Annotated in this window: 18 protein-coding genes and 1 pseudogene; 15 read left to right on the top strand and 4 right to left on the bottom strand. The window is 66.7% G+C overall.

Annotated features, from left to right (window positions below):
* Both BMI01S_RS25385 and BMI01S_RS25380 read left to right on the top strand, forming a co-directional pair.
* Positions 1-196 (top strand): integrase core domain-containing protein (locus BMI01S_RS25385; RefSeq protein ID WP_042290951.1); only part of this gene is annotated, 196 nt, incomplete at its 5' end.
* Positions 197-483: 287 nt separating this feature from the next.
* Positions 484-1,788 carry an MFS family transporter gene (locus BMI01S_RS25380; RefSeq protein ID WP_028231872.1) on the top strand — a complete coding sequence of 435 codons (1,305 nt, stop codon included), beginning with the start codon at positions 484-486 and terminating at the stop codon, positions 1,786-1,788.
* Positions 1,789-1,812: 24 nt separating this feature from the next.
* Here BMI01S_RS25380 and BMI01S_RS25375 read toward each other — a convergent pair whose 3' ends face one another.
* On the bottom strand, positions 1,813-3,231 hold the full coding sequence (locus BMI01S_RS25375) for an aminotransferase-like domain-containing protein (protein WP_028231873.1): 1,419 nt from the start codon (positions 3,229-3,231) through the stop codon (positions 1,813-1,815).
* An 83-nt stretch (positions 3,232-3,314) separates the two neighbouring features.
* Between BMI01S_RS25375 and BMI01S_RS25370 the strand changes: the two genes are divergently transcribed.
* The 4 genes from BMI01S_RS25370 (at position 3,315) to kch (ending at position 7,132) form a co-directional block, all read left to right on the top strand.
* Entirely contained in the window at positions 3,315-4,274 is a 960-nt protein-coding gene (locus tag BMI01S_RS25370; RefSeq protein WP_255217823.1) for a DMT family transporter, read from the top strand.
* A gap of 108 nt (positions 4,275-4,382) precedes the next feature.
* Positions 4,383-4,925 (top strand): GNAT family N-acetyltransferase, encoded by a 543-nt coding sequence (locus BMI01S_RS25365; protein WP_028231875.1) that lies wholly within the window; start codon positions 4,383-4,385, stop codon positions 4,923-4,925.
* A 141-nt stretch (positions 4,926-5,066) separates the two neighbouring features.
* A complete protein-coding gene (locus BMI01S_RS25360) occupies positions 5,067-5,954 on the top strand; it encodes a mechanosensitive ion channel family protein (protein ID WP_028231876.1) in 888 nt (295 codons plus the stop codon).
* Positions 5,951-7,132 (top strand): voltage-gated potassium channel protein, encoded by a 1,182-nt coding sequence (kch, locus tag BMI01S_RS25355; protein ID WP_028231877.1) that lies wholly within the window; start codon positions 5,951-5,953, stop codon positions 7,130-7,132. The genes BMI01S_RS25360 and kch overlap by 4 nt, the downstream gene beginning before the upstream one ends.
* A 33-nt stretch (positions 7,133-7,165) precedes the next feature.
* Here the strand turns inward: kch and BMI01S_RS25350 are convergent, their stop codons facing one another.
* Positions 7,166-7,747 (bottom strand): putative glycolipid-binding domain-containing protein, encoded by a 582-nt coding sequence (locus tag BMI01S_RS25350; RefSeq protein WP_028214167.1) that lies wholly within the window; start codon positions 7,745-7,747, stop codon positions 7,166-7,168.
* A gap of 281 nt (positions 7,748-8,028) precedes the next feature.
* Here BMI01S_RS25350 and BMI01S_RS25345 point away from each other — a divergent pair, with 281 nt between their 5' ends.
* From BMI01S_RS25345 to BMI01S_RS25320, 7 genes and pseudogenes are all read left to right on the top strand, one after another.
* Entirely contained in the window at positions 8,029-8,994 is a 966-nt protein-coding gene (locus tag BMI01S_RS25345) for an urea transporter (RefSeq protein WP_063619613.1), read from the top strand.
* 10 nt (positions 8,995-9,004) lie between these two features.
* Entirely contained in the window at positions 9,005-9,781 is a 777-nt protein-coding gene (locus BMI01S_RS25340) for a class II aldolase/adducin family protein (protein WP_028214166.1), read from the top strand.
* Positions 9,782-9,826: 45 nt separating this feature from the next.
* Entirely contained in the window at positions 9,827-10,015 is a 189-nt protein-coding gene (locus BMI01S_RS25335; protein WP_028214165.1) for a 4-oxalocrotonate tautomerase, read from the top strand.
* A gap of 400 nt (positions 10,016-10,415) precedes the next feature.
* Positions 10,416-11,852 (top strand): annotated as a pseudogene (locus tag BMI01S_RS42045) (cytochrome ubiquinol oxidase subunit I); the annotation flags it as partial.
* Positions 11,853-11,891: 39 nt separating this feature from the next.
* Complete coding sequence (cydB, locus tag BMI01S_RS42040; RefSeq protein WP_167334433.1) at positions 11,892-12,896, top strand: cytochrome d ubiquinol oxidase subunit II; 1,005 nt, start codon at positions 11,892-11,894, stop codon at positions 12,894-12,896.
* Entirely contained in the window at positions 12,871-13,062 is a 192-nt protein-coding gene (locus tag BMI01S_RS25325; RefSeq protein WP_028231878.1) for a hypothetical protein, read from the top strand. The genes cydB and BMI01S_RS25325 overlap by 26 nt, the downstream gene beginning before the upstream one ends.
* Before the next feature lie 88 nt (positions 13,063-13,150).
* Positions 13,151-13,930, top strand: coding sequence for a hypothetical protein (locus BMI01S_RS25320; RefSeq protein ID WP_154671344.1), 780 nt, complete (start codon positions 13,151-13,153; stop codon positions 13,928-13,930).
* Between the two features lie 7 nt (positions 13,931-13,937).
* On the opposite strand, the gene BMI01S_RS25315 is transcribed toward BMI01S_RS25320, so the two are convergent.
* Positions 13,938-14,615 carry a methyltransferase family protein gene (locus BMI01S_RS25315; RefSeq protein WP_028214160.1) on the bottom strand — a complete coding sequence of 226 codons (678 nt, stop codon included), beginning with the start codon at positions 14,613-14,615 and terminating at the stop codon, positions 13,938-13,940.
* Between the two features lie 96 nt (positions 14,616-14,711).
* Positions 14,712-15,578, bottom strand: coding sequence for an arylamine N-acetyltransferase family protein (locus BMI01S_RS25310; RefSeq protein ID WP_028231879.1), 867 nt, complete (start codon positions 15,576-15,578; stop codon positions 14,712-14,714).
* 305 nt (positions 15,579-15,883) lie between these two features.
* Between BMI01S_RS25310 and BMI01S_RS25305 the strand changes: the two genes are divergently transcribed.
* Positions 15,884-17,398: a carbohydrate porin gene (locus BMI01S_RS25305; protein WP_028231880.1), complete on the top strand. Its 1,515-nt coding sequence runs from the start codon at positions 15,884-15,886 to the stop codon at positions 17,396-17,398.
* 92 nt (positions 17,399-17,490) lie between these two features.
* Positions 17,491-18,651 carry an NHL repeat-containing protein gene (locus tag BMI01S_RS25300; protein ID WP_042290943.1) on the top strand — a complete coding sequence of 387 codons (1,161 nt, stop codon included), beginning with the start codon at positions 17,491-17,493 and terminating at the stop codon, positions 18,649-18,651.
* Position 18,652: the final 1 nt, after the last annotated feature.

Raw genomic sequence — 18,652 nt, 5'->3', positions numbered from 1 at the left:
TTGTTGGGACAACGCGGTGGTCGAGCGCTTCTTCCGGAGCCTGAAGAGCGAATGGATTGGCGAGCAGGAGTACGGTAGTCACGAACAGGCCCAACGTGATATCACGGGCTACATCGCTGACTTCTACAACTACCGTCGCATCCATTCGGCAGCGAACAATCTGCCGCCGGTGCGATACGAAAATTCGAATTATTGAAGAGCCCCCTTGTTGGTGTCCAAAGAGGCTTGACCACTACAGTGCCGCCCCGCACAGGGGCAACGCTTGCATACCGACGCGAACACAAGGAAGGCCAAAAAAGCAAAGAACCACGACAAAGACAACTCCTCAGCGCTTTCCCTGACGCGCACCCCACACACACTTACAGTTAGCTAAAATGCGCGAGGCATCGCGCACCGGCACCGGCGGCGCGCGTTCGTGCTCGCGCGGCGGCCACGCCCCCCCGTCGCTCCCCACAAAAAAACACACAAAGGAAACACTCCCCCATGGACGTCCAGAGCGACCAAGCCACGCTATCCGCGCAAGATACGAGGCGACGCGTTTTCGCCATCGTCGGCGCCTCGTCGGGCAATCTCGTCGAGTGGTTCGACTTCTACATTTACTCGTTCTGCGCGCTGTATTTCGCACCCGCCTTCTTCCCGAGCGGCAACACCACCACGCAACTCCTGAACACCGCCGGCGTATTCGCCGCCGGCTTTCTCATGCGACCGATCGGCGGCTGGCTGTTCGGCCGCATCGCCGACCGCCACGGCCGCCGCGCCGCGATGATGATCTCGGTGCTCATGATGTGCGGCGGCTCGCTCGTGATCGCCGCGCTGCCCACCTACGCGCAGATCGGCGCACTGGCCCCGCTGCTGCTTCTGGTCGCGCGCCTCTTTCAGGGGCTCTCGGTGGGCGGCGAGTACGGCACCAGCGCGACCTATATGAGCGAAGTCGCGCTCAAGGGCCGACGCGGCTTTTTCGCCTCGTTCCAGTACGTCACGCTGATCGGCGGGCAACTCTGCGCGCTCCTCGTGCTCGTGATCCTGCAGCAGACGCTCTCCACTGAAGAGCTGAAAGCGTGGGGCTGGCGCATTCCGTTCGTGGTCGGCGCGTGCGCCGCGCTGGTCTCGCTCTACCTGCGCAAGTCGCTCGACGAAACCTCGACGAGCGAGTCGCGCCGCAAGCGCGACGCGGGCACGATCCGCGGCGTGTGGCAGCACAAGGTCGCGTTCTTCACGGTGGTCGGGTTCACGGCGGGCGGCTCGCTGATCTTCTACACGTTCACGACCTACATGCAGAAGTACCTGGTCAACACGGCCGGCATGCACGCGAAAACCGCCAGCAACGTGATGACCTGCGCGCTGTTCGTCTACATGCTGATGCAACCGGTGTTCGGCGCGCTCTCCGACAAGATCGGCCGCCGCACGTCGATGATCCTCTTTGGTTCGCTTTCGGTGCTCGCCACCGTGCCGATCATGCACGCGCTCAAGGACGTCTCGAGCCCGGTGGCCGCGTTCGTGCTGATCATCGTCGCGCTTGCCATCGTCAGTTTCTACACGTCGATCAGCGGCCTCATCAAAGCCGAGATGTTCCCGCCCGAAGTGCGCGCGATGGGCGTCGGCCTCTCTTATGCGGTCGCCAACGCGCTGTTCGGCGGCTCGGCCGAGTACGTCGCGCTGTGGTTCAAGTCGGTCGGCAGCGAGACCACGTTCTACTGGTACGTCACGGCACTCTGCGCGGTCGCGCTCGTGGTGTCGTGCCGCATGCGCGATCCGGGCAAGGAAGGGTATCTGCGCCACGAGCCGTGATCCGGCGCTCGCGCAGCCGGTGTCTCACGCCGGCTGCGCCGCGCGCTCCATCGCACGCTGCAACGTCTCATAGACTTTCGGTCGATTGCACTGCGAAACGTTGAAACGCAGAAACGCGCCCGCGCCGCGCGACACGCTGAACACATTGCCGGGCGCGAGCACCACGCCGTCCGCCAGCGCCTCGCGCGCGATGCGGGCGGCGTCGAGCCCGTCCGGCAGCTGTGCCCACACGAAGAGTCCCGCCTGGGGTCGCGTCCACGCGGTCAGGCCCGCCGCCGAAAGCCGCCGCAGCGTCTCGCCCATGGCATCGGCCAGCTTCGCGCGCAGGCCGTCCATGTGCCGCCGGTACGTGCCGTCCACGAGCAGCCGGTGCACCAGCTCGGCCGCCATCTCCCCATTGCCGAACGAAACCGCCAGCTTGAGATCCACGAGCGGCTCGATCCAGTCCGCGCGCGCCGCAATGAAGCCGCAGCGCGCCGCGGCCGACATCGTCTTCGAGAAACTGCCGATCGTGACGACGCGCGCGAGCCCGTCGAAGGCCGCGAGACGCGGCGCGGGCTCGATCTCGAAGTCGGCGAAGATGTCGTCCTCGACGATCAGCAGGTCGTGCTCCTCCGCGAGCTTGAGCAGCCGATGCGCGACAGCGGGTGCGAGCACCGCGCCGGTCGGGTTGTGGATCGCCGAATTCGTGACGTAGAGGCGCGGTCGCGATTCGGTCAGCGTGCGCTCGAACGCGGCGAGATCCGGTCCCGCTGGCGTGTACGGCACGCCGACCACGCGCACGCGGTGCGCGCGCAGCAAGGCCTGGAAATTGAAATAGCACGGGTCGTCCACCAGCACGGTGTCGCCCGGCTCCAGCAGAAAGCGGCACACGAGGTCGAGCGCCTGGGTGCCGCCGTCGGTCAGCACGATCTGCTCGGGCGCGGCCTCTACGCCGTGCTGGCCAAGCCGCCAGGAGAGCTGCTGGCGCAGCGCGGACAGGCCAAGCGGCGAAGCGTAATCCGTGAGTTGCGCCCGCGGATCGCGCGCGATGGCGCGCAGTGCGCGCCGCACGGCGTCCTGCGGCAGCCACGAGGCGGGCAGCCACCCGCAGCCGGGCCGCAGCGCGCCAGGCTCGGTCTCGAGCGACTGGCGCGTGAGCCAGAGCGGGTCGATCTCGCGGTCGAGCTGCGGCCCGAGCGCGGCAAGCGCGAGCGGCGGCGCGTGCCCGGCCACGAAAAACCCCGCCCCGCGCCGCGCGACGAGCACGCCTTCGGCGACGAGGCGCTCATAGGCGTCCACCACCGTCGAATTCGATACGCCAAGCTGCTCGCCCATCGCGCGGATGGACGGCACGCGCGCGCCCGCCGCCAGCGCTCGCGCGGCAACGCGCTCGCGCAGCGCGTGCATCACCTGCTCGACGCGCGTCATGGGCACGGGTTCCACCGCCGTTTTGCCATTCATCTGTACTGCTCCATGTTCAATACAGATCGGACGAATTGTACTGATCTGTAGCTTACCTTCTACCGGCGAGGCGCGCATCATCGATGCTGGTTCCCGTTGCCTTTTCCGGCTCAGCACTCATGCGCAAAACGCTCGACTCCACCACCGACGGCTGGCTCTGCGGCCTCGCCGGCGTCCTCATCTTCAGCGGCTCGCTGCCCGCCACGCGGCTCGCCGTGCTCGGCCTCGACCCGCTCTTTATCACCGGGGCGCGCGCCACCATCGCGGGCGTGCTCGGCGCGCTGCTGCTTCTTGCGCTTCGCGCGGCGCGGCCCGCACGTGCCGAGGTCGGGCCGCTCGTCATCGTTGCGCTCGGCGTGGTCGTGGGTTTTCCGCTCCTCACCGCCCTCGCGCTTCAACACGTGAGTTCGGCTCACGCCATCGTGTTCGTCGGCTTGCTGCCGCTCGCCACGGCCGTGTTCGGTGTGCTGCGCGGCGGCGAGCGTCCGCAGGCCGCGTTCTGGCTCTTTTCCGCGGCGGGCAGCGCGGCCGTGGTGGCCTTCGCGATGCGCCACGGCATCGACGCCTCCCCGCTGGGCGACGCGCTGATGCTCGCTGCGATCGTCGTCTGCGGGCTCGGCTATGCGGAAGGCGCGCGCCTCTCGCGGCGCCTGGGCGGCTGGCAGGTGATCTGCTGGGCGCTCGTGATCTCGCTGCCCGTCATGGCGCCGCTCGCGTGGTGGCTGTGGCCCGCATCGCTCGCCGCCGTGGGCGCCACCTCGTGGTGGGGGCTCGCCTATGTGTCGCTCTTCAGCATGCTGATCGGCTTCGTGTTCTGGTATCGCGGGCTCGCGCTCGGCGGAATCGCGGGCGTCGGGCAATTGCAACTGCTGCAGCCACTCTTCGGCTTCGTGCTCGCCGCGCTGCTGCTGCACGAAACCGTGCCGCCCGCGATGATCGCCGTCACCGCGGTCGTGATCGCGTGCGTGGCAGGGGCGCGACGCTTCGGGCGCGCAACGGCCGCCTCCCCGTCCCGCAACGGCACGCAGACCCAGCGCGCATGACGACGGTTTGACGACTTGCGAGCCGCCTGTTTTTTGGCGCGCTTCAAAAGCGCGCCAGGGCGGGGCATAGTGCGAGTTGCCACTCTCCTTCGCGTCTTGCTCGAACCGATGAACCCACACTCCGCCGCGCCAGCGCATGTGCGCGACGCCACCACAGACGACTTTCCCGCCATCGCCGCGATCTACGCGCACCACGTGCTGCACGGCGCGGCCTCGTTCGAGGAAACACCGCCCTCGCTCGACGAACTCCTGCGCCGTCATGCCGCCGTGCGCGAACACGGCCTGCCCTGGCTCGTCGCGGAGATCGACGGCCGCGTGGCGGGCTACTGCTACGCCACGCCTTACCGGCCGCGCCCGGCGTACCGCTTCACGGTCGAAGATTCGATCTACATCGACGAGGCCTTTCGCGGACGCGGTCTCGGACACACGCTCCTCGGCGCGCTGATCGATCGCTGCGAGGCGGGCCAGTGGCGGCAGATGATCGCCGTGGTCGCCGACCCGCGCGGCGGCTCGCTGAAGTTGCACGAGCGCCACGGCTTCGTGCTGACCGGCACGCTGCGCGGCGTCGGCTTCAAGCACGGCGAGTGGCGCGACACGGCGCTCATGCAGCGCACGCTCGGGCAAGGCGCGGACGCACCGCCCAAAGGCTGACACAGCGGCTGACACAGCGCCCGAAAACGCCCGGCGTTCGGGCGCGCGCGCGCCGCAAGTGAAACGCCGCTCGTACAATACGTCCTTTCGCAACGGAGCCGGGCCTCGCGCCGCTGCTCCGAAGACAAGGACTTTTCACCCATGCAATCCCTCCTCGTCCAGGTACACCCGTCGAACTGGAGCTTCCTGTGGGACGCGCTCGCCGCGCTCGCGCTGCGCCTGTGCGCGGCCGCCGCGATCCTGTGGATCGGCTGGTGGGTCTCGCGGCGCGTGGCCAACTGGATCGCGCGGCGCGGCGGCGGCATCGACCCCACGCTGCGCCCCATCGTGCGCGATACGGCCGTGTGGGGCGTGCGCCTCATCGCCGTGATCGGCGCGCTCTCGCAGATCGGCATCCAGACCGCCAGCATCGTCGCGGTGCTCGGCGCGGCCGGTCTCGCCATCGGCCTCGCGCTGCAAGGCACGCTCCAGAACATCGCGGCCGGCATCATGCTGTTGCTGCTGCGGCCCTTCAGGGTGGGCGACTATATCGACGGCGGCGGCGGGAGCGGCGTCGTCGCGGGCACCGTCGAGGAAGTGAATCTCTTCACCACGCGCCTCACGAAACCCGACGGCATCTGCGAATACGTGCCGAACGGCGCGCTGTGGAGCAATTCGATCCGCAATTACAGCCGCAATCCCACGCGGCGGCTCGACCTCGAAGTGGAAGTGTCGGTGCGCGACGACGTGAACCACGCGATCGACGCGCTGCGCGCGCTGGCCGCCGCCGACCCGCGCGTGCTGGCTTCGCCCGCGCCGCAGGTGATGGTGATCCGCTTCGACGACAGCATCGCCGTGCTCAATGTCCGCGTGTGGTCGAACATCGACACGTTCTGGGAAATGCGCTGGGAGCTTTCCCGCAAGGTGCGTCAGACGCTCAATGACGCGCAATGCTCACTGCCGCTGCGCACGCGCGAGCTGCACATCGTGCAGACGCAAGCGGCCGATGCCGGACAAGACCAGCGACAGGTCCAGCAATCGCCGCAATGAAGGCGTTCGCACGCCGCCTGCGCGGCTACGCCAGAGGAGTCGTGCCGCACGGCTACCTGGCCTTGCTGATGGTACTGGACGGCCTGTTGCTGGTGCGCCCCGTCGCACGGAAGGCGCTCGAACACGCGCGCGGCAACTGGTTCGACGACTGGATCACGCTCATCAACGCGTTCGGCGTGCTCGCCCTGCCGCAGGCGCTGGCCGCCACCGGCCTCACGATGATGTCATTCGGCATCGCGCTGCGGGCCCGCGTGGCGTGGGTGCTCTCGCTGGTGCTGCTAGCCGGCGCGGCCAGCATTTGCCTATGGGGCGACTATCGCAGCCACGCGCTCGCCGCCTTCTCGCTTGCAATCGCCTGCGCGCTCATCTATTACTGGCGCCGTTTCGATCGCGCGAGCGTCGCCGCGGGCTCCTTGTTCGCATTCCTGAGCATCGGCTCGTTGATCGTCTACGCGGTGTTCGGCGCGCTGTATCTCGGCGACGACTTCGCACCGCCCATCCGCAACCTCGTCACTGCGTTTTATTTCTCGATCGTGTCGATGTCCACGGTCGGCTACGGCGATATCGTGCCGCACTCGGACACCGCGCGGCTGTTCACGGCTTCGGTCATCGTGCTGGGCATCACCGTGTTCGCGACCTCGATCAGCGCCGTGATCGGGCCCGTGATCGGCGGGCATCTGAAACGCATCGTGAAAGGAGGGATTTCCAACGTGACCCGCAAGAACCACTATCTGATCGTCGGCGCGTCGCCGCTCGCGCATAGCGTGTACGCGGGGCTCCTCAAGCGCGGCTATTCGGCAACCGTGATCGTCGCGCCCAATAGTCCCCACACTTATCCGAACGAGGCGGACCTCATCGTCGGCGATGCGAGCGACACCGCCACGCTGCACAACGCGGGCGCAGAGACGGCGCTCGCCGCGCTCGCGCTGCGCTCGGACGACGCGGAAAACGCCTTCGTGATACTCGCGATCAAGGAGATCGCGCCGAAGGTACGCACCGTGGCTCTCGTGAACGACAGCCGCAACCTGCAGCGGCTGCGCCTTCTGCAACCCGACATGGTGTTTTCGCCGCAACTGCTCGCAGGCGAACTGCTCGCGCGCACGCTCAACAACGAGACCATCGACAACACGCTGATCGAGCAGTTGCTGTTCGGCAAGAGCACAGGCGCCGCGGCTTGACGTTTTGCGTCTTTCGTTTCTCCTGGCCCGGCCCTACCGCTGCGGCAACGGCAAGCGCCGGAACAGCGTGGGATAGTCGATGACGAGGCCGTCTTCGTCCACACGCAGATTCGCCGTGAAGTCGCGGAAAATGCCCTCGTAACGGTATTCCCGGTCGCGCTCGATGCAGACGTACGCCTGCTCGACGGGCCTCGGCTCCAGTTCGGGCGCGGCGATGTACACGACGCGGATCGGCTGTCGCTCGCCGCGTGCGAGGCCGAGGCGCCGGATGGGCAGCGTGTTCGTGAACGGCGTCGCGGCGATATCGATGTCGATGCAGCCTTCGAGCGCGTGCAGCACGCGCCCCTCGCCGTCTTGCCAGTGACCCTCGCCGTCGCCGTGAAGCACGAGCGAGCGGCCGCCCATCACGCGCAGCGCGGCCCAGCGCACGCGCCAGCGCGCATCGCACTCGATCGCGTAGCACAGGCCATAGGACTTGCCGTAGCGCTCGCCTGCGACCACGCTTTCGGCACGGATCGTGGCGCCTTTCTCGCCAGACTTCGGGCCGTAGTTCGCATCGAACGCCAGGTGCTCGATGCCCTCGCCCGTCTCGGATGCCCAACGCACTTCACGCATTGCTCGCCTCCTGTTCGGCGGAGTGGGTGCAAAGCCCTTCTCCGGCCCCATGCGGAGCTGTGGTAACAGTCATCGCCGCTTGCGTATCGTAACGCGGGTGCTCGCGAAGCGAATACGGCGTGGCCACCCGCATGGCCCGCGCGAAAAATATCGACTATCAACCTGCGAGCATGCCCGAGACCGCCTGCATCGCCTATGATCGCCACTCCGGCCGTCCGCGCGCGCCTCGACGGCTCAGGATCCGGCCTTATCCACCCATACCCGCAAGCCACGCGTTCGCGATGCCCGCCCGTTCTCCCGCCGATTCCGGCACCATCGCATCAGCGCAACCGGCCGACGCCGCCGGCAGCGCTTCGGGCGCGCTGTTGCGCAGCCTGGGCCAGGTCGTGCTGCAAGCGCATGCGGGAACGGGCGCGTGCCTGCTCGCGGCGCTCGCGCTCACCGACTTGCAGCTCGCCCTGGCCGCGCTGCTCGGCGCCGCCGCGGCCAACGTCTGCGCGCTCGTGGCGGGCCACGCGCAAGCGTCGATCCGCGACGGCCTCGCGGGCTACAACGGCGCGCTTGCCGCGCTCGCGGCGTACACCTTCGTCGGCGATGCGGGCACGGCGGCGGCCATCGCGCTCATGGCGGGCGGCGCGACTGCGTGGATCGCCGAGCCGCTGAGCCGGCACCTCCTGCGCGTGCGGCTCGCGCTCTATTCCGCGCCCTGCCTCGTTGCGACCTGGATCTGGCTGCCGCTGCATCCCGGCCCGGTAACCACCGCTGCAGCGAACGCCGCTGCACTGTCCGCCCCGGATGGCACGCTGCTCGTGCTCGCTACGCACGCCGCAGCCGGCGCATTGAGCGGCCTCGCGCAAACCACGTTCGCCTCGGGCGCGGCGGCCGGTCTGTGCGTGTTTGCGGGGATCGCGTGGTCGTCGCGGCGCGCGGCGGCTTATGCGCTCTGCGGCGCGGCGCTCGCAAGCGTCGTCGAACTCGCTTGCGGCACGACGCCGGACGCCGTCGGCGCGGGTCTCGCGGGCTTCAACGGCGCGCTCGCCGCACTCGCGCTCTGCGCGCTCGGCGCACGCGCCGCGATCTGTGCGACCATGCTCGCTGCGGCTCTGCATCTGGCCGCCGTGCGCTGCGGACTGCCCGCGCTGAGCGCGCCGTTCGTGCTGGCAAGCTGGTGCGCGCAAGCCGCGTCGCGCCGCTCGCGGCCCATGCGCGCGCCACTGAGGCCATCTGAAACGCCCATCGCCCGCTGAAGGAGTCGCCATGTCTTTCGCCCATCGCCCGACGAGCACCTGCGCCGAAACCGCGCCCCGCTCGGCCGCCGAGCAGCAGTTGCGCATCGATCTCGCCGCCGCTTACCGCCTCATCGCGCTCAACGGCTGGGACGACCTCATCTATACGCACGTCTCGGCTGCGGTGCCCGGCGAGCCCGGCCGTTTTCTCATCAATCCCTTCGGACTCGCCTTCGACGAAGTGCGCGCCTCGAATCTCGTGAAGATCGACACCGAAGGGCGCATTGTCGGCAAGAGCGAGCACCCCGTGAACGCGACCGGCTTCGCGCTGCACGCCGCGGTGCATCTCGCGCGGCCCGACGCCGTATGCGTGATGCATCTGCACAATACGGCGGGCATCGCGGTATCGATCCAGCGCGACGGCCTGCTGCCGGCCTCGCAGCACGCGCTGCGCTTTTACCGCCAGCTTGCGTGGCACGACTACGAAGGCCTCGCCTTCACGCCCGCCGAAGCTGCGCGCCTCACGGAGAGCCTCGGCGCGCACCCGGCCATGCTGCTGCGCAATCACGGCACGCTCACGACCGGCCGCACGGTGGCCGAGGCCTATGTGCTGATGGCGACGCTCATCAAGGCCTGCGAAATCCAGCTGCAGGCGCAGGCCGGCGGCGTGCCGCTCGTCGTGCCGCCGGCCGGGGTCGCCGAACGCGCAGCGGAGCAGTTGCGCGACGGCGGCGCCGTCGAAGGCGCGCTCGAATGGCCAGCGCTCCTGCGCAAACTCGATCGCATCGATTCGTCGTATCGCGACTGAGGCCTCTTTTTTCATCGCCATGCCAACCTTGCCACGGAGACCCCCATGCCGACTTTCCATATCGAGATGTTCGAAGGCCGCAGCGTCGAGCAAAAACGCCAGCTCGCCGCGGCGTTGACCGAGACGACCTGCAAGGTGCTCGGCGTCGAGCCGCAATCCGTCGACATCGTCTTTCACGACGTGAAGCCGGAAAACTGGGCGACGGCCGGCAAGCTGTGGAGCGATCCGCGCTGACGCCTCGATTTCAATCGGATTCCTTATCTTTCCTTGCCGCGTTCGCAGCGCTCGCGCGGCAAGGCGCGCCTGAATTCCCACACGATAGCCTGGCGCCGCACGCCGAGGCCCATCGACGCACCCCGCTCCACCGCGCGGTCTATTGACGCAGCGAGCCACCCTTCTGCCGCCCCTCAGCGCAATGAACGTTTAATCTAAATTGATCGTTATCAATGCGTTAGCGCATGTTTTAGTTTCATCGAGCTTGACCAGTGCGACATGCTGGCACACGTCGCAGTGCAGCAGAATCGCCACGGTTCCCCTAGGCTTACGTCCATCGCACGCAGAGCCGCGCCCCGCTAAAGGCGCCTCGCGAAGATTTCACCAGCGTTACTCCGGTACGTAAGCAACAGGCACGCACATGCACACGTCACTTTCCGCCTTCGACCTGGCCCGGCTGCAGTTCGCCTTCACCGTCTCGTTCCATATCGTCTTTCCGGCGCTCTCCATCGGTCTTGCGAGCTTCATCGCCGTGCTCGAAGGCTGCTGGCTCAGAACGCGCCAGCCGTTCTACAAGGACCTTTGCCTCTTCTGGTCGAAGGTCTTCGCCGTCGCCTTCGGGATGGGCGTCGTTTCCGGCGTCGTCATGAGCTACGAGTTCGGCACGAACTGGGCGGGATTCTCGTCGTTCGCGGGCCCCGTCACCGGGCCGCTGCTCATGTACGAGGTCATGACCGCGTTCTTTCTCGAAGCGGGCTTCCTCGGCATCATGCTGTTCGGCTGGAACCGCGTGAGCCCGCGTGCCCACTTCGGCGCGACGCTGATGGTCGCCGTCGGCACGCTCATCTCCACATTCTGGATTCTCGCCTCGAATAGCTGGATGCAAACGCCACAAGGCTTCGAAATCATCGACGGCCGGGTCGTGCCGACTGACTGGTTCAAGATCATCTTCAATCCGTCGTTTCCGTACCGTCTCGCGCACATGGCGATCGCCGCGTTCATCGTGGCCGCGCTCGTCGTGGCCGCGAGCGGCGCGTGGCACCTGCTAAAGGGCCGGCGTGACCCCGCCATCAAGAAGATGTTTTCGATGGCGCTCGGCCTCCTGCTCGTGCTCGCGCCGGTGCAGGCCTTCGTCGGCGATGCGCACGGCCTGAACACGCGCGAATATCAGCCCGCGAAAATCGCCGCGATCGAAGGACTGTGGGACACCGAACAGGGCGGCACTGCGCTCAACCTCTTCGGCATTCCCGACATGCAGGCGGAAACGACGCGCTACGCGGTTTCCGTTCCGCACCTGGGCAGCCTGATCCTCACGCACAGCTGGGACGGCGAGATCAAGGGCCTCAAATCGTTTCCCGCCGACGAGCGGCCCAATTCGCTGATCCTGTTCTGGAGCTTCCGTGTCATGGTTGGCTTAGGTATCCTGATGATCGCGCTCGGCGTGACCGGCTGGGTGCTGCGCCGCCGCGGCACGCTCTACGAATCGCGCGGTTTCCAGCGCTTCGCACTCGCGATGGGGCCGACCGGCTTCATCACGCTGCTCGCGGGCTGGGTCACGACCGAAGCCGGCCGCCAGCCCTGGGTGATCTATGGCGTGATGCGCACGGCGCAAGCGGTGTCGCCGCTCACGGCGCAACAGGTGGGCGTTTCGCTGATGGCGTTCGTGGCCGTCTATTTCCTCGTGTTCGGCACGGGCATTTACTACCTGCTCAAGCTCCTTCGCACCGGCCCTGCGCTGCCCGGCGAGACGCCGCACGAGCCGCACGAGCCGCATGAACCGCGCCTTGCCCGCCCGGCGCTCGCCGCGAATCAGGCAGCACGCCGCCCCATGTCCGCCGCCGATCAGCTGATCGACGCTGAGGCTCCCCGCATTCATCGTTACGAGGCTAGCAAGCAAATGGATGTCACCGTCATCTGGGCCGCGATCATCGCGCTCGGCGTTCTTCTCTATGTGGTGCTGGACGGCTTCGACCTCGGCATCGGCATCGTGTTTCCGCTGTTCCCCGACGAGGAGGAACGCGACCTCATGATGAACACGGTCGCACCCGTCTGGGACGGCAACGAGACCTGGCTCGTGCTCGGCGGCGCGGGGCTCTTCGCCGTGTTCCCGGTCGTCTACTCGACCGTGCTCTCCGCGCTCTACCTGCCGCTCGTTTTCATGCTCGCGTGCCTGATCTTCCGCGGCGTGTCGTTCGAGGTTCGCGCCAAGGCCAATCGTACGAAACATCTGTGGGATCTCGCGTTCATCGGCGGCTCCACGGGGGCGGCGTTTTTCCAGGGCATCGCGCTCGGCGCCTTCCTGCAAGGCATTCCGATCGACGACGGCCGCTTCGCCGGCGACGCCTTCGGCTGGCTCACGCCGTTCAGCCTGCTCTCGGGCTTCGGGCTCGTCGCGACCTATGCACTGCTCGGCTGCTGCTGGCTGGTGGCGAAAACCGAGGGCGACCTGCAACGCCGCCTGCACAAGCTCGTGTGGCCGCTCACGGTCATGCTGCTCGGCTTCATCGCGCTCGTCAGCCTGTGGACGCCGCTGCAGGACCCGGCGATCGCAGAACGCTGGTTCGGCTCGGGTCTCTTCTGGCGGCTCGCGCCGGTGCCGCTGCTCGTGCTCGCGTGCGCCGCATGGATGCGCTGGGCCGTGCACGCGCGCCATCACAAGACGCCGTTCATCGCGGCCATCGGCCTCGTGCTGCTCGGCTACGCGGGCCTGCTCGTGAGCCTGTGGCCCTATGCGATTCCGCAAAGCCTCACGCTCTGGGAAGCGGCCGCGCCGCGCGAAAGCCAGGTGTTCACGCTAGCGGGCGCGGCGTTCATTCTGCCCGTCATCCTCGCGTACACGGCGCTCAGCTACTGGGTTTTCAGAGGGAAAGTGCGTCATGGCGACACCCATCACTACCACTAATGCGAAGCGCGGGCGCCTTCGCCGCTCGAGTCGCTCCAGCCGAGCCTTCCCTGGCTGGCTCTGGTTCGTACTTCTCTGGTGTGCGGGCGCCGGCGCGGCCGTCTCGCTCGGCTTCGCGTTCAAGGTCTTCATGAACCTCACGCTGTTCGCCGTCAACCAGGCGTAAAAGCGAACGGAACCTGGCGGCAGGCGCACCTTCGTTTCCGGCGTGCCGCGTTAGACTGTAGGCTCTCTGTTATCCGTGTCAAAAGTCCATGCAACAGATGACCTTCATGGAATGCGTCAAGCGCGCGTGGGCGAGCGCCTGGCAGGCCGCCGTGCAAATGCCGCTGCTCGTCGTGGGCACCTTCATCGCCTACGCGGTGCTCGGCTGGTTCGGGCTCGCCGGGCGGCCCGTGCCGGCCGAGGGCGTGGCTCCCTCGGGCGCGCTCATCGCGCTCGGCAATCTCGCTTCGCTTCTGAATTCACTGATCTACCTCTGGTTCACGCTCAAGATCTCGCGCTTCGTGCTGCTGGGCGAGCGCACCACGCCGCTCATGCCGGCGCGAGCGAGGCCGTTCCTGCGCATATTCGCGGTCGGCCTCATTCTGGCGGTCGCGCTCATCGGGTTCGCGCTCACGCTCTGGTTCGTGCTGCGGCCTCAATACCAGGGCGGCGCGGCGTTTCTCATGCTCGTGGTCATCGCGGCCTGGGTGTTCGTGGCCGTGCGCCTTTCGCTGCTTTTTCCGGCACTCGCGATCGGCAGCCCGATTGCCTTCGGCGCCGCCTGGCGCGATAGCCGCGGTCACTTCTGGAGCCTCTTTGGCGTGATATTCGTCGCCGCGCTGCCGGTTGCCGTGTGCGGCCTGCTCGTATTGATCGTCATGGGCCTCGCAGGCGTTTCCCCTGCGATCGTGCAGAAGCCCGGCTGGCTCACGGCGCTCGCGATCGGCCAGAGCATCGGCAATATCGTGTTCGCGCTGCTCACCACCACGGCGCTCGCCTGGCTTTATCGCCGTTACGCCGACGCCCTGGCCGCACCGGCCACGCCATAGCTGCGCACTACCACACGCCCGGCACGAAGCGGTAACGCACGCGGTCCAGATACGCGCGGTATCCGGGCAGGTTCTCCGCGAGCGTCTCTTCCTCGCGCACGGCGCGATAGCCGAGGCCCACGACCATGAACGGCACGCACGCGAGCCCCCACCACGATCCGAGCATGAGCGGCGTGCCAACGAGAAAGAGCAGCGCGAAGCCATACATCGGATGGCGCACGTAGCCATATGGGCCGCTGTCGCTGACCGTATGTCCGCGCTCGCGCTGGATCTTTACGACCGGCGCCGCATAGCGGTTCGCCGCGAAGACCGCACGCGTCGCATAGATATCGACGAAGATGGCGACGGCGCCCAGCACGCTTAGCCACAGCGGCACGCGCGACCAGCTCATGCGCACGGCGTCGATGCCCATCAGGCAAAGCCACGCGCAAAACCCCACGGACACGCACAGCATGAACACGCGGTCCCACGCCTGCTGCTCGCGTTGCGCAAGCGGCGCGAGGCGCTCGGCCAGCAAGCCGGGATCCTCGCGCGCGAGCCACAAGCCGATCCACACGCCGCAAGCGGCCCACTCGAGCAGCCAGAGCCAAGCCGCCGTCCACGCGATCGTGCCCGCGGAACCGAAGAGCAACACGCCCATCAGCCCGAACCAGATCACGATTTTCACGATCAGCTTCGTCATCAGCGGTTTGGTCATCTGCGGCTCAGTCATGATGCCCTCCTTGCGCGGCGGCGCAGTGTGCGCTTCGCACGGTGCGCGACTGCTTGCGCTCGCTCGCGCTTATCGCTTCTCCATATGCGTCGACATGCGTGCGAAGAGCGCGTCGGCGTCCAGGCGCTGCGCCGCATCGCCACGCGCGCAGTCGATGCCGAAGCGCTCACGCAAGCATTGCGCGAGTTCCTCGCCATTGGCGATCGTACGTTCCTCGCTTACGCGGCCCTGGGCGTCGCGCTCGGTAAAGCGCTCGTTGAACAGGATCACCCGACCGCCTTCGCGCGCAATACACGCGATCACGCTGAACGTGAAGAACGAATCGGGCGAAGCGGACGTGTACCAGTTCGCCATTTCGTAATCGACCCACTCGGCAGGCGTCAATTCGAAGCGGTAAAGGTCGATCCATTCGTCGCCATCGTGCAACTGCAACTTGCGCTCGTTCGCCGACAACGTCACGAGCCGCGCCGGTTCATGCGGCGTTGGCTGTGGCGCGTCGGTCGAGAACGAAAGCGGTGCGCGCAGCGTCGCGGCGCCGAAGCCCACGTCGACGAGCCACGCGTCGCCTTGCGCCTCCACGCGCAGCAGCATATGCGTGCGCGGCGTACGCGCTTGCGGTTCACGTCCGTACAGCACACGTGCGGCGAGCGGTGTCACCGTAAAGCCCAATTGCATGAGCGCGTGCGCAAGCAACGTGTTGTGCTCGAAGCAGTAGCCGCCGCGACGCCGCGTCACGAGCTTCGCGACGATGTCCGGGAGCTTGATCGACACGCGCCGCCCCGCCAGCGGATCGAGATTCTCGAAAGGAATGGCGAGCGGGTGCAACCGGTGCAGTTCGCGCAGCACGGCGAGTGTCGCGGCGCGCGGACCGTCATAACCGATGCGGGCGAAGTACGCGTCCAGATCGAGTTCCTGGCGAGTCGTGAGGTCGGTCATGGGCTCTTCTTGTTGACGAAATGATTGATGTGCATACGCTCCCGCCTTTGATGATAAGCGAGTCCGGCCATCTGATCGATTCGGTGGGACTGACTATCTGTAATGGCAAACCTCAGCAAAGAAAGCGATATGAAAGAATATCGCCGCACCACGTAAGGCGATTGCGAATCATTCTCGTTTTTGTTGACGATCGCATTTTCTATCAGTACGATGGCGCCGTCTGGGATCTCGGGTATTCAGCGATTCGCGAATAACAAACGCCAGCGCGACCGATCTAGCATTCATTTCAATAAGTAAGGAATCCGATGAAATTGAGCCGATCCGTCCAGGTCACTTCGCCGGCCTGCTCGCGCAGTGCGGCGCGCCGCCGTCCGGCGCCGCGGCGTGCGCCGGCGTTGCACGCCATCGCGGCGCTCGCCGCCAGCGCGACATTCGCCTGCGGTGCGGCGCATGCGCAAAGCACTGCGAATCCCGACGCCGCCCCTGAAGCGCCCGAGGCCGATCTCGCCATCCAGGCGCAGCCGTCGAACTTCTGGACCGGCTTCTGGACTCGCCAGACCATGCTCGGCGACATGGGCGGACTGCGGCCGTGGCTCGGCAAATACGGCGTGACCTTTCAGCTCACGGAGACGAGCGAATACCTCGCCAACCTGCGCGGCGGCCTCAAGACTGGCGGCGCATATGACGGCCTCACGACCGCGACCGTGCAGGTCGATACGAGCAAGGCGCTCGGCATTCCGGGAGGTCTCTTCAACGTGAGCGGCCTGCAGATTCACGGCACCAACCTGAGCACGTCGAACCTCGGCACGCTGAACACGGCGAGCGGCATCGAAGCCACGCCCACCACGCGCCTCTGGGAGCTGTGGTACCAGCAATCGTTCCTCGACAAGCGCCTTGACGTGAAGATCGGTCAGCAGAGTCTCGACCAGGAATTCATCACGAGCCAGTATGCGGCGCTCTTCATCAACACGATGTTCGGCTGGCCCGCGCTGCCTTCGTACGACATGCCCTCGGGCGGGCCGGCCTATCCGCTCGCGGGTCTCGGCGTGCGCGTGCGCGGGCAGATCACGCCATCGCTCACCGCGCTCGCGGGCGTGTTCGCTGGCGACCCGCTCGGCAACGACCCGAATAACCTTAGTGGTACGAACCTCAATCTTCGCAACGGCACGTTGTGGATTGGCGAGCTGCAGTACGCCATCAACCAGCCGTCCGAAGGCGAGCTCGTGAGCGCCGACGGTCGCGGCCTGCCGGGCACCTACAAGATTGGCTTCTGGTACAACAACAACCCGTTCGACGACCAGCGCCACGACAACACCGGCCTTTCGCTCGCGAATCCGGCCTCGACCGGCATTGCGGCGACCCATCGCGGCAATTACAGCGTCTACGCGGTGGCCGACCAGATGATCTGGCGTCCCGATCCGGACGAACCGCGCAGCATCGGCGTGTTCGCGCGCGTGATGGGCGCGCCCGGCGACCGCAATCTGGTGAGCCTCGCGGCCAACCTCGGCATCGTCATGAAGGCGCCGTTCAAGGGCCGCGACAACGACAGCGTGGGCCTTGCCGCCACGTACATCAAGGTTGGCAACAACGTGCACAACCTCGACCTCGATCAGCGATTCTTTAGCGGTGGCCCATACGGCGTGCGCACGCAGGAAACGGCACTCGAAGCCACCTATCAGTACCAGGTCACGCCGTGGTGGATTCTCCAGGCCGACGCGCAGTACACGTTCAACGCGGGCGCAGGCCAGAACCCGCAAGACCCGACGGCGCCGCTGCGCAACACGTTCGTGATCGGCGTGCGGACCAACATCACGTTTTAACCCGGGCAAGCGCTACCGGTCCATATCCACCCCAAGTCCTCGCGTATTTCCGCCGGCCGGCGCGCCGGATTCGCGAGGCACGGAGATCCAGAATGAAACATGCTACGCGCACGCTCCTGCGATGCACGGTCCACGCCGTCCGGTCCGCACTCGCGCTTGCCGCCGCAGCCGCGCTCGCCGGCGCGCCGCTCGCGGCCCACGCTGACCCGCAGGGCCTGCTCGAGACCGTCAAGCACCACACCACGCTCATCAACACCGTACCCGACAACGGCGACCAGAACCCGTATGCGATCGTCGTGGCGCCGGTCTCGTCCGGCACAGTGAAGCAAGGCGACGTGCTGGTGGACAACTTCAACAACGCGTCGAACCTCCAGGGCACCGGCAGCACGATCGTCGACTATCGCCCGGACACGAAGCAGATGACGCTGTTCGCGACCATCCCACGCGATCTCAAGAAATGCCCCGGCGGCGTGGGTCTCTCGACTGCGATGACGATGCTCAAGTCGGGCTGGATCATCGTAGGCAGCACGCCGAGCAACGACGGCACGACCAGCACCAAGGGCGCCGGCTGCCTGATCGTGCTCGACAGCAACGGCAGGATTGCGAAGACCATCAGCAGTCCGAATATCAACGATCCATGGGGCAACATGGCCGTGCTGGACAACGGCGACCATGCCACGCTGTTCGTGAGCAATGCCGGCTTCGGCGTGAGCGGCGCGGATGGCAACCCGCCTGTGTTCAAGCAGGCGACGGTGCTGCGCCTCGATCTCGACATCCCGGGCGGCCAGGCGCCGGTCGTAAAGAGAGAAACCGTGGTGGCGAGCGGCTTTGGCGCGCAGGCAGACAAGGGCGTATTCCTCGTCGGCCCCACCGGCCTCGCGCTTTCGACGGACAACAAGCTGCTCTACGTGTCCGACGCGATCGGCAACCGCATCAACGTGATCGAAGATCCGCTCACGCGCGACACGAGTGCAGGTGTGGGCCGCCAGCTCACCGCCGACGGCCTGCTGCACCGCCCGCTCGCCATGATCGCCACGCCCCAGGGTCACCTTTTAGTGACGAACGCGCTGAACGGCCAGGTCGTCGAGATCGACCCCGTGGCGGCCAAACAGCTTTACGCGCGCTGGCTCGATACCGACAAGGCGCAAAGCCCGCCGGGCAACGGCGACCTGTTCGGCATCGCGCTGACCCCGTCAGGCGACGGCTTCTACTACGTGGAAGACGACGTGAACACTCTCGTGCTGGCTCAATAAA

This window comes from Paraburkholderia mimosarum LMG 23256 = NBRC 106338, assembly GCF_000739815.1.
GTDB lineage: Bacteria > Pseudomonadota > Gammaproteobacteria > Burkholderiales > Burkholderiaceae > Paraburkholderia > Paraburkholderia mimosarum.
Note: the sequence above shows the minus strand (reverse complement) of the source record. Positions and strands in the feature narration are given on the sequence as shown.

Bases quoted from the DNA above. Each gene is read 5' to 3' on its own strand.
- BMI01S_RS25380 (WP_028231872.1), top strand. From the start codon at position 484: ATGGACGTCCAGAGCGACCAAGCCACGCTATCCGCGCAAGATACGAGG.
- BMI01S_RS25375 (WP_028231873.1), bottom strand. From the start codon at position 3,231: ATGAATGGCAAAACGGCGGTGGAACCCGTGCCCATGACGCGCGTCGAG.
- BMI01S_RS25370 (WP_255217823.1), top strand. From the start codon at position 3,315: ATGCTGGTTCCCGTTGCCTTTTCCGGCTCAGCACTCATGCGCAAAACG.
- BMI01S_RS25365 (WP_028231875.1), top strand. From the start codon at position 4,383: ATGAACCCACACTCCGCCGCGCCAGCGCATGTGCGCGACGCCACCACA.
- BMI01S_RS25360 (WP_028231876.1), top strand. From the start codon at position 5,067: ATGCAATCCCTCCTCGTCCAGGTACACCCGTCGAACTGGAGCTTCCTG.
- kch (WP_028231877.1), top strand. From the start codon at position 5,951: ATGAAGGCGTTCGCACGCCGCCTGCGCGGCTACGCCAGAGGAGTCGTG.
- BMI01S_RS25350 (WP_028214167.1), bottom strand. From the start codon at position 7,747: ATGCGTGAAGTGCGTTGGGCATCCGAGACGGGCGAGGGCATCGAGCAC.
- BMI01S_RS25345 (WP_063619613.1), top strand. From the start codon at position 8,029: ATGCCCGCCCGTTCTCCCGCCGATTCCGGCACCATCGCATCAGCGCAA.
- BMI01S_RS25340 (WP_028214166.1), top strand. From the start codon at position 9,005: ATGTCTTTCGCCCATCGCCCGACGAGCACCTGCGCCGAAACCGCGCCC.
- BMI01S_RS25335 (WP_028214165.1), top strand. From the start codon at position 9,827: ATGCCGACTTTCCATATCGAGATGTTCGAAGGCCGCAGCGTCGAGCAA.
- cydB (WP_167334433.1), top strand. From the start codon at position 11,892: ATGGATGTCACCGTCATCTGGGCCGCGATCATCGCGCTCGGCGTTCTT.
- BMI01S_RS25325 (WP_028231878.1), top strand. From the start codon at position 12,871: ATGGCGACACCCATCACTACCACTAATGCGAAGCGCGGGCGCCTTCGC.
- BMI01S_RS25320 (WP_154671344.1), top strand. From the start codon at position 13,151: ATGCAACAGATGACCTTCATGGAATGCGTCAAGCGCGCGTGGGCGAGC.
- BMI01S_RS25310 (WP_028231879.1), bottom strand. From the start codon at position 15,578: ATGACCGACCTCACGACTCGCCAGGAACTCGATCTGGACGCGTACTTC.
- BMI01S_RS25305 (WP_028231880.1), top strand. From the start codon at position 15,884: ATGAAATTGAGCCGATCCGTCCAGGTCACTTCGCCGGCCTGCTCGCGC.
- BMI01S_RS25300 (WP_042290943.1), top strand. From the start codon at position 17,491: ATGAAACATGCTACGCGCACGCTCCTGCGATGCACGGTCCACGCCGTC.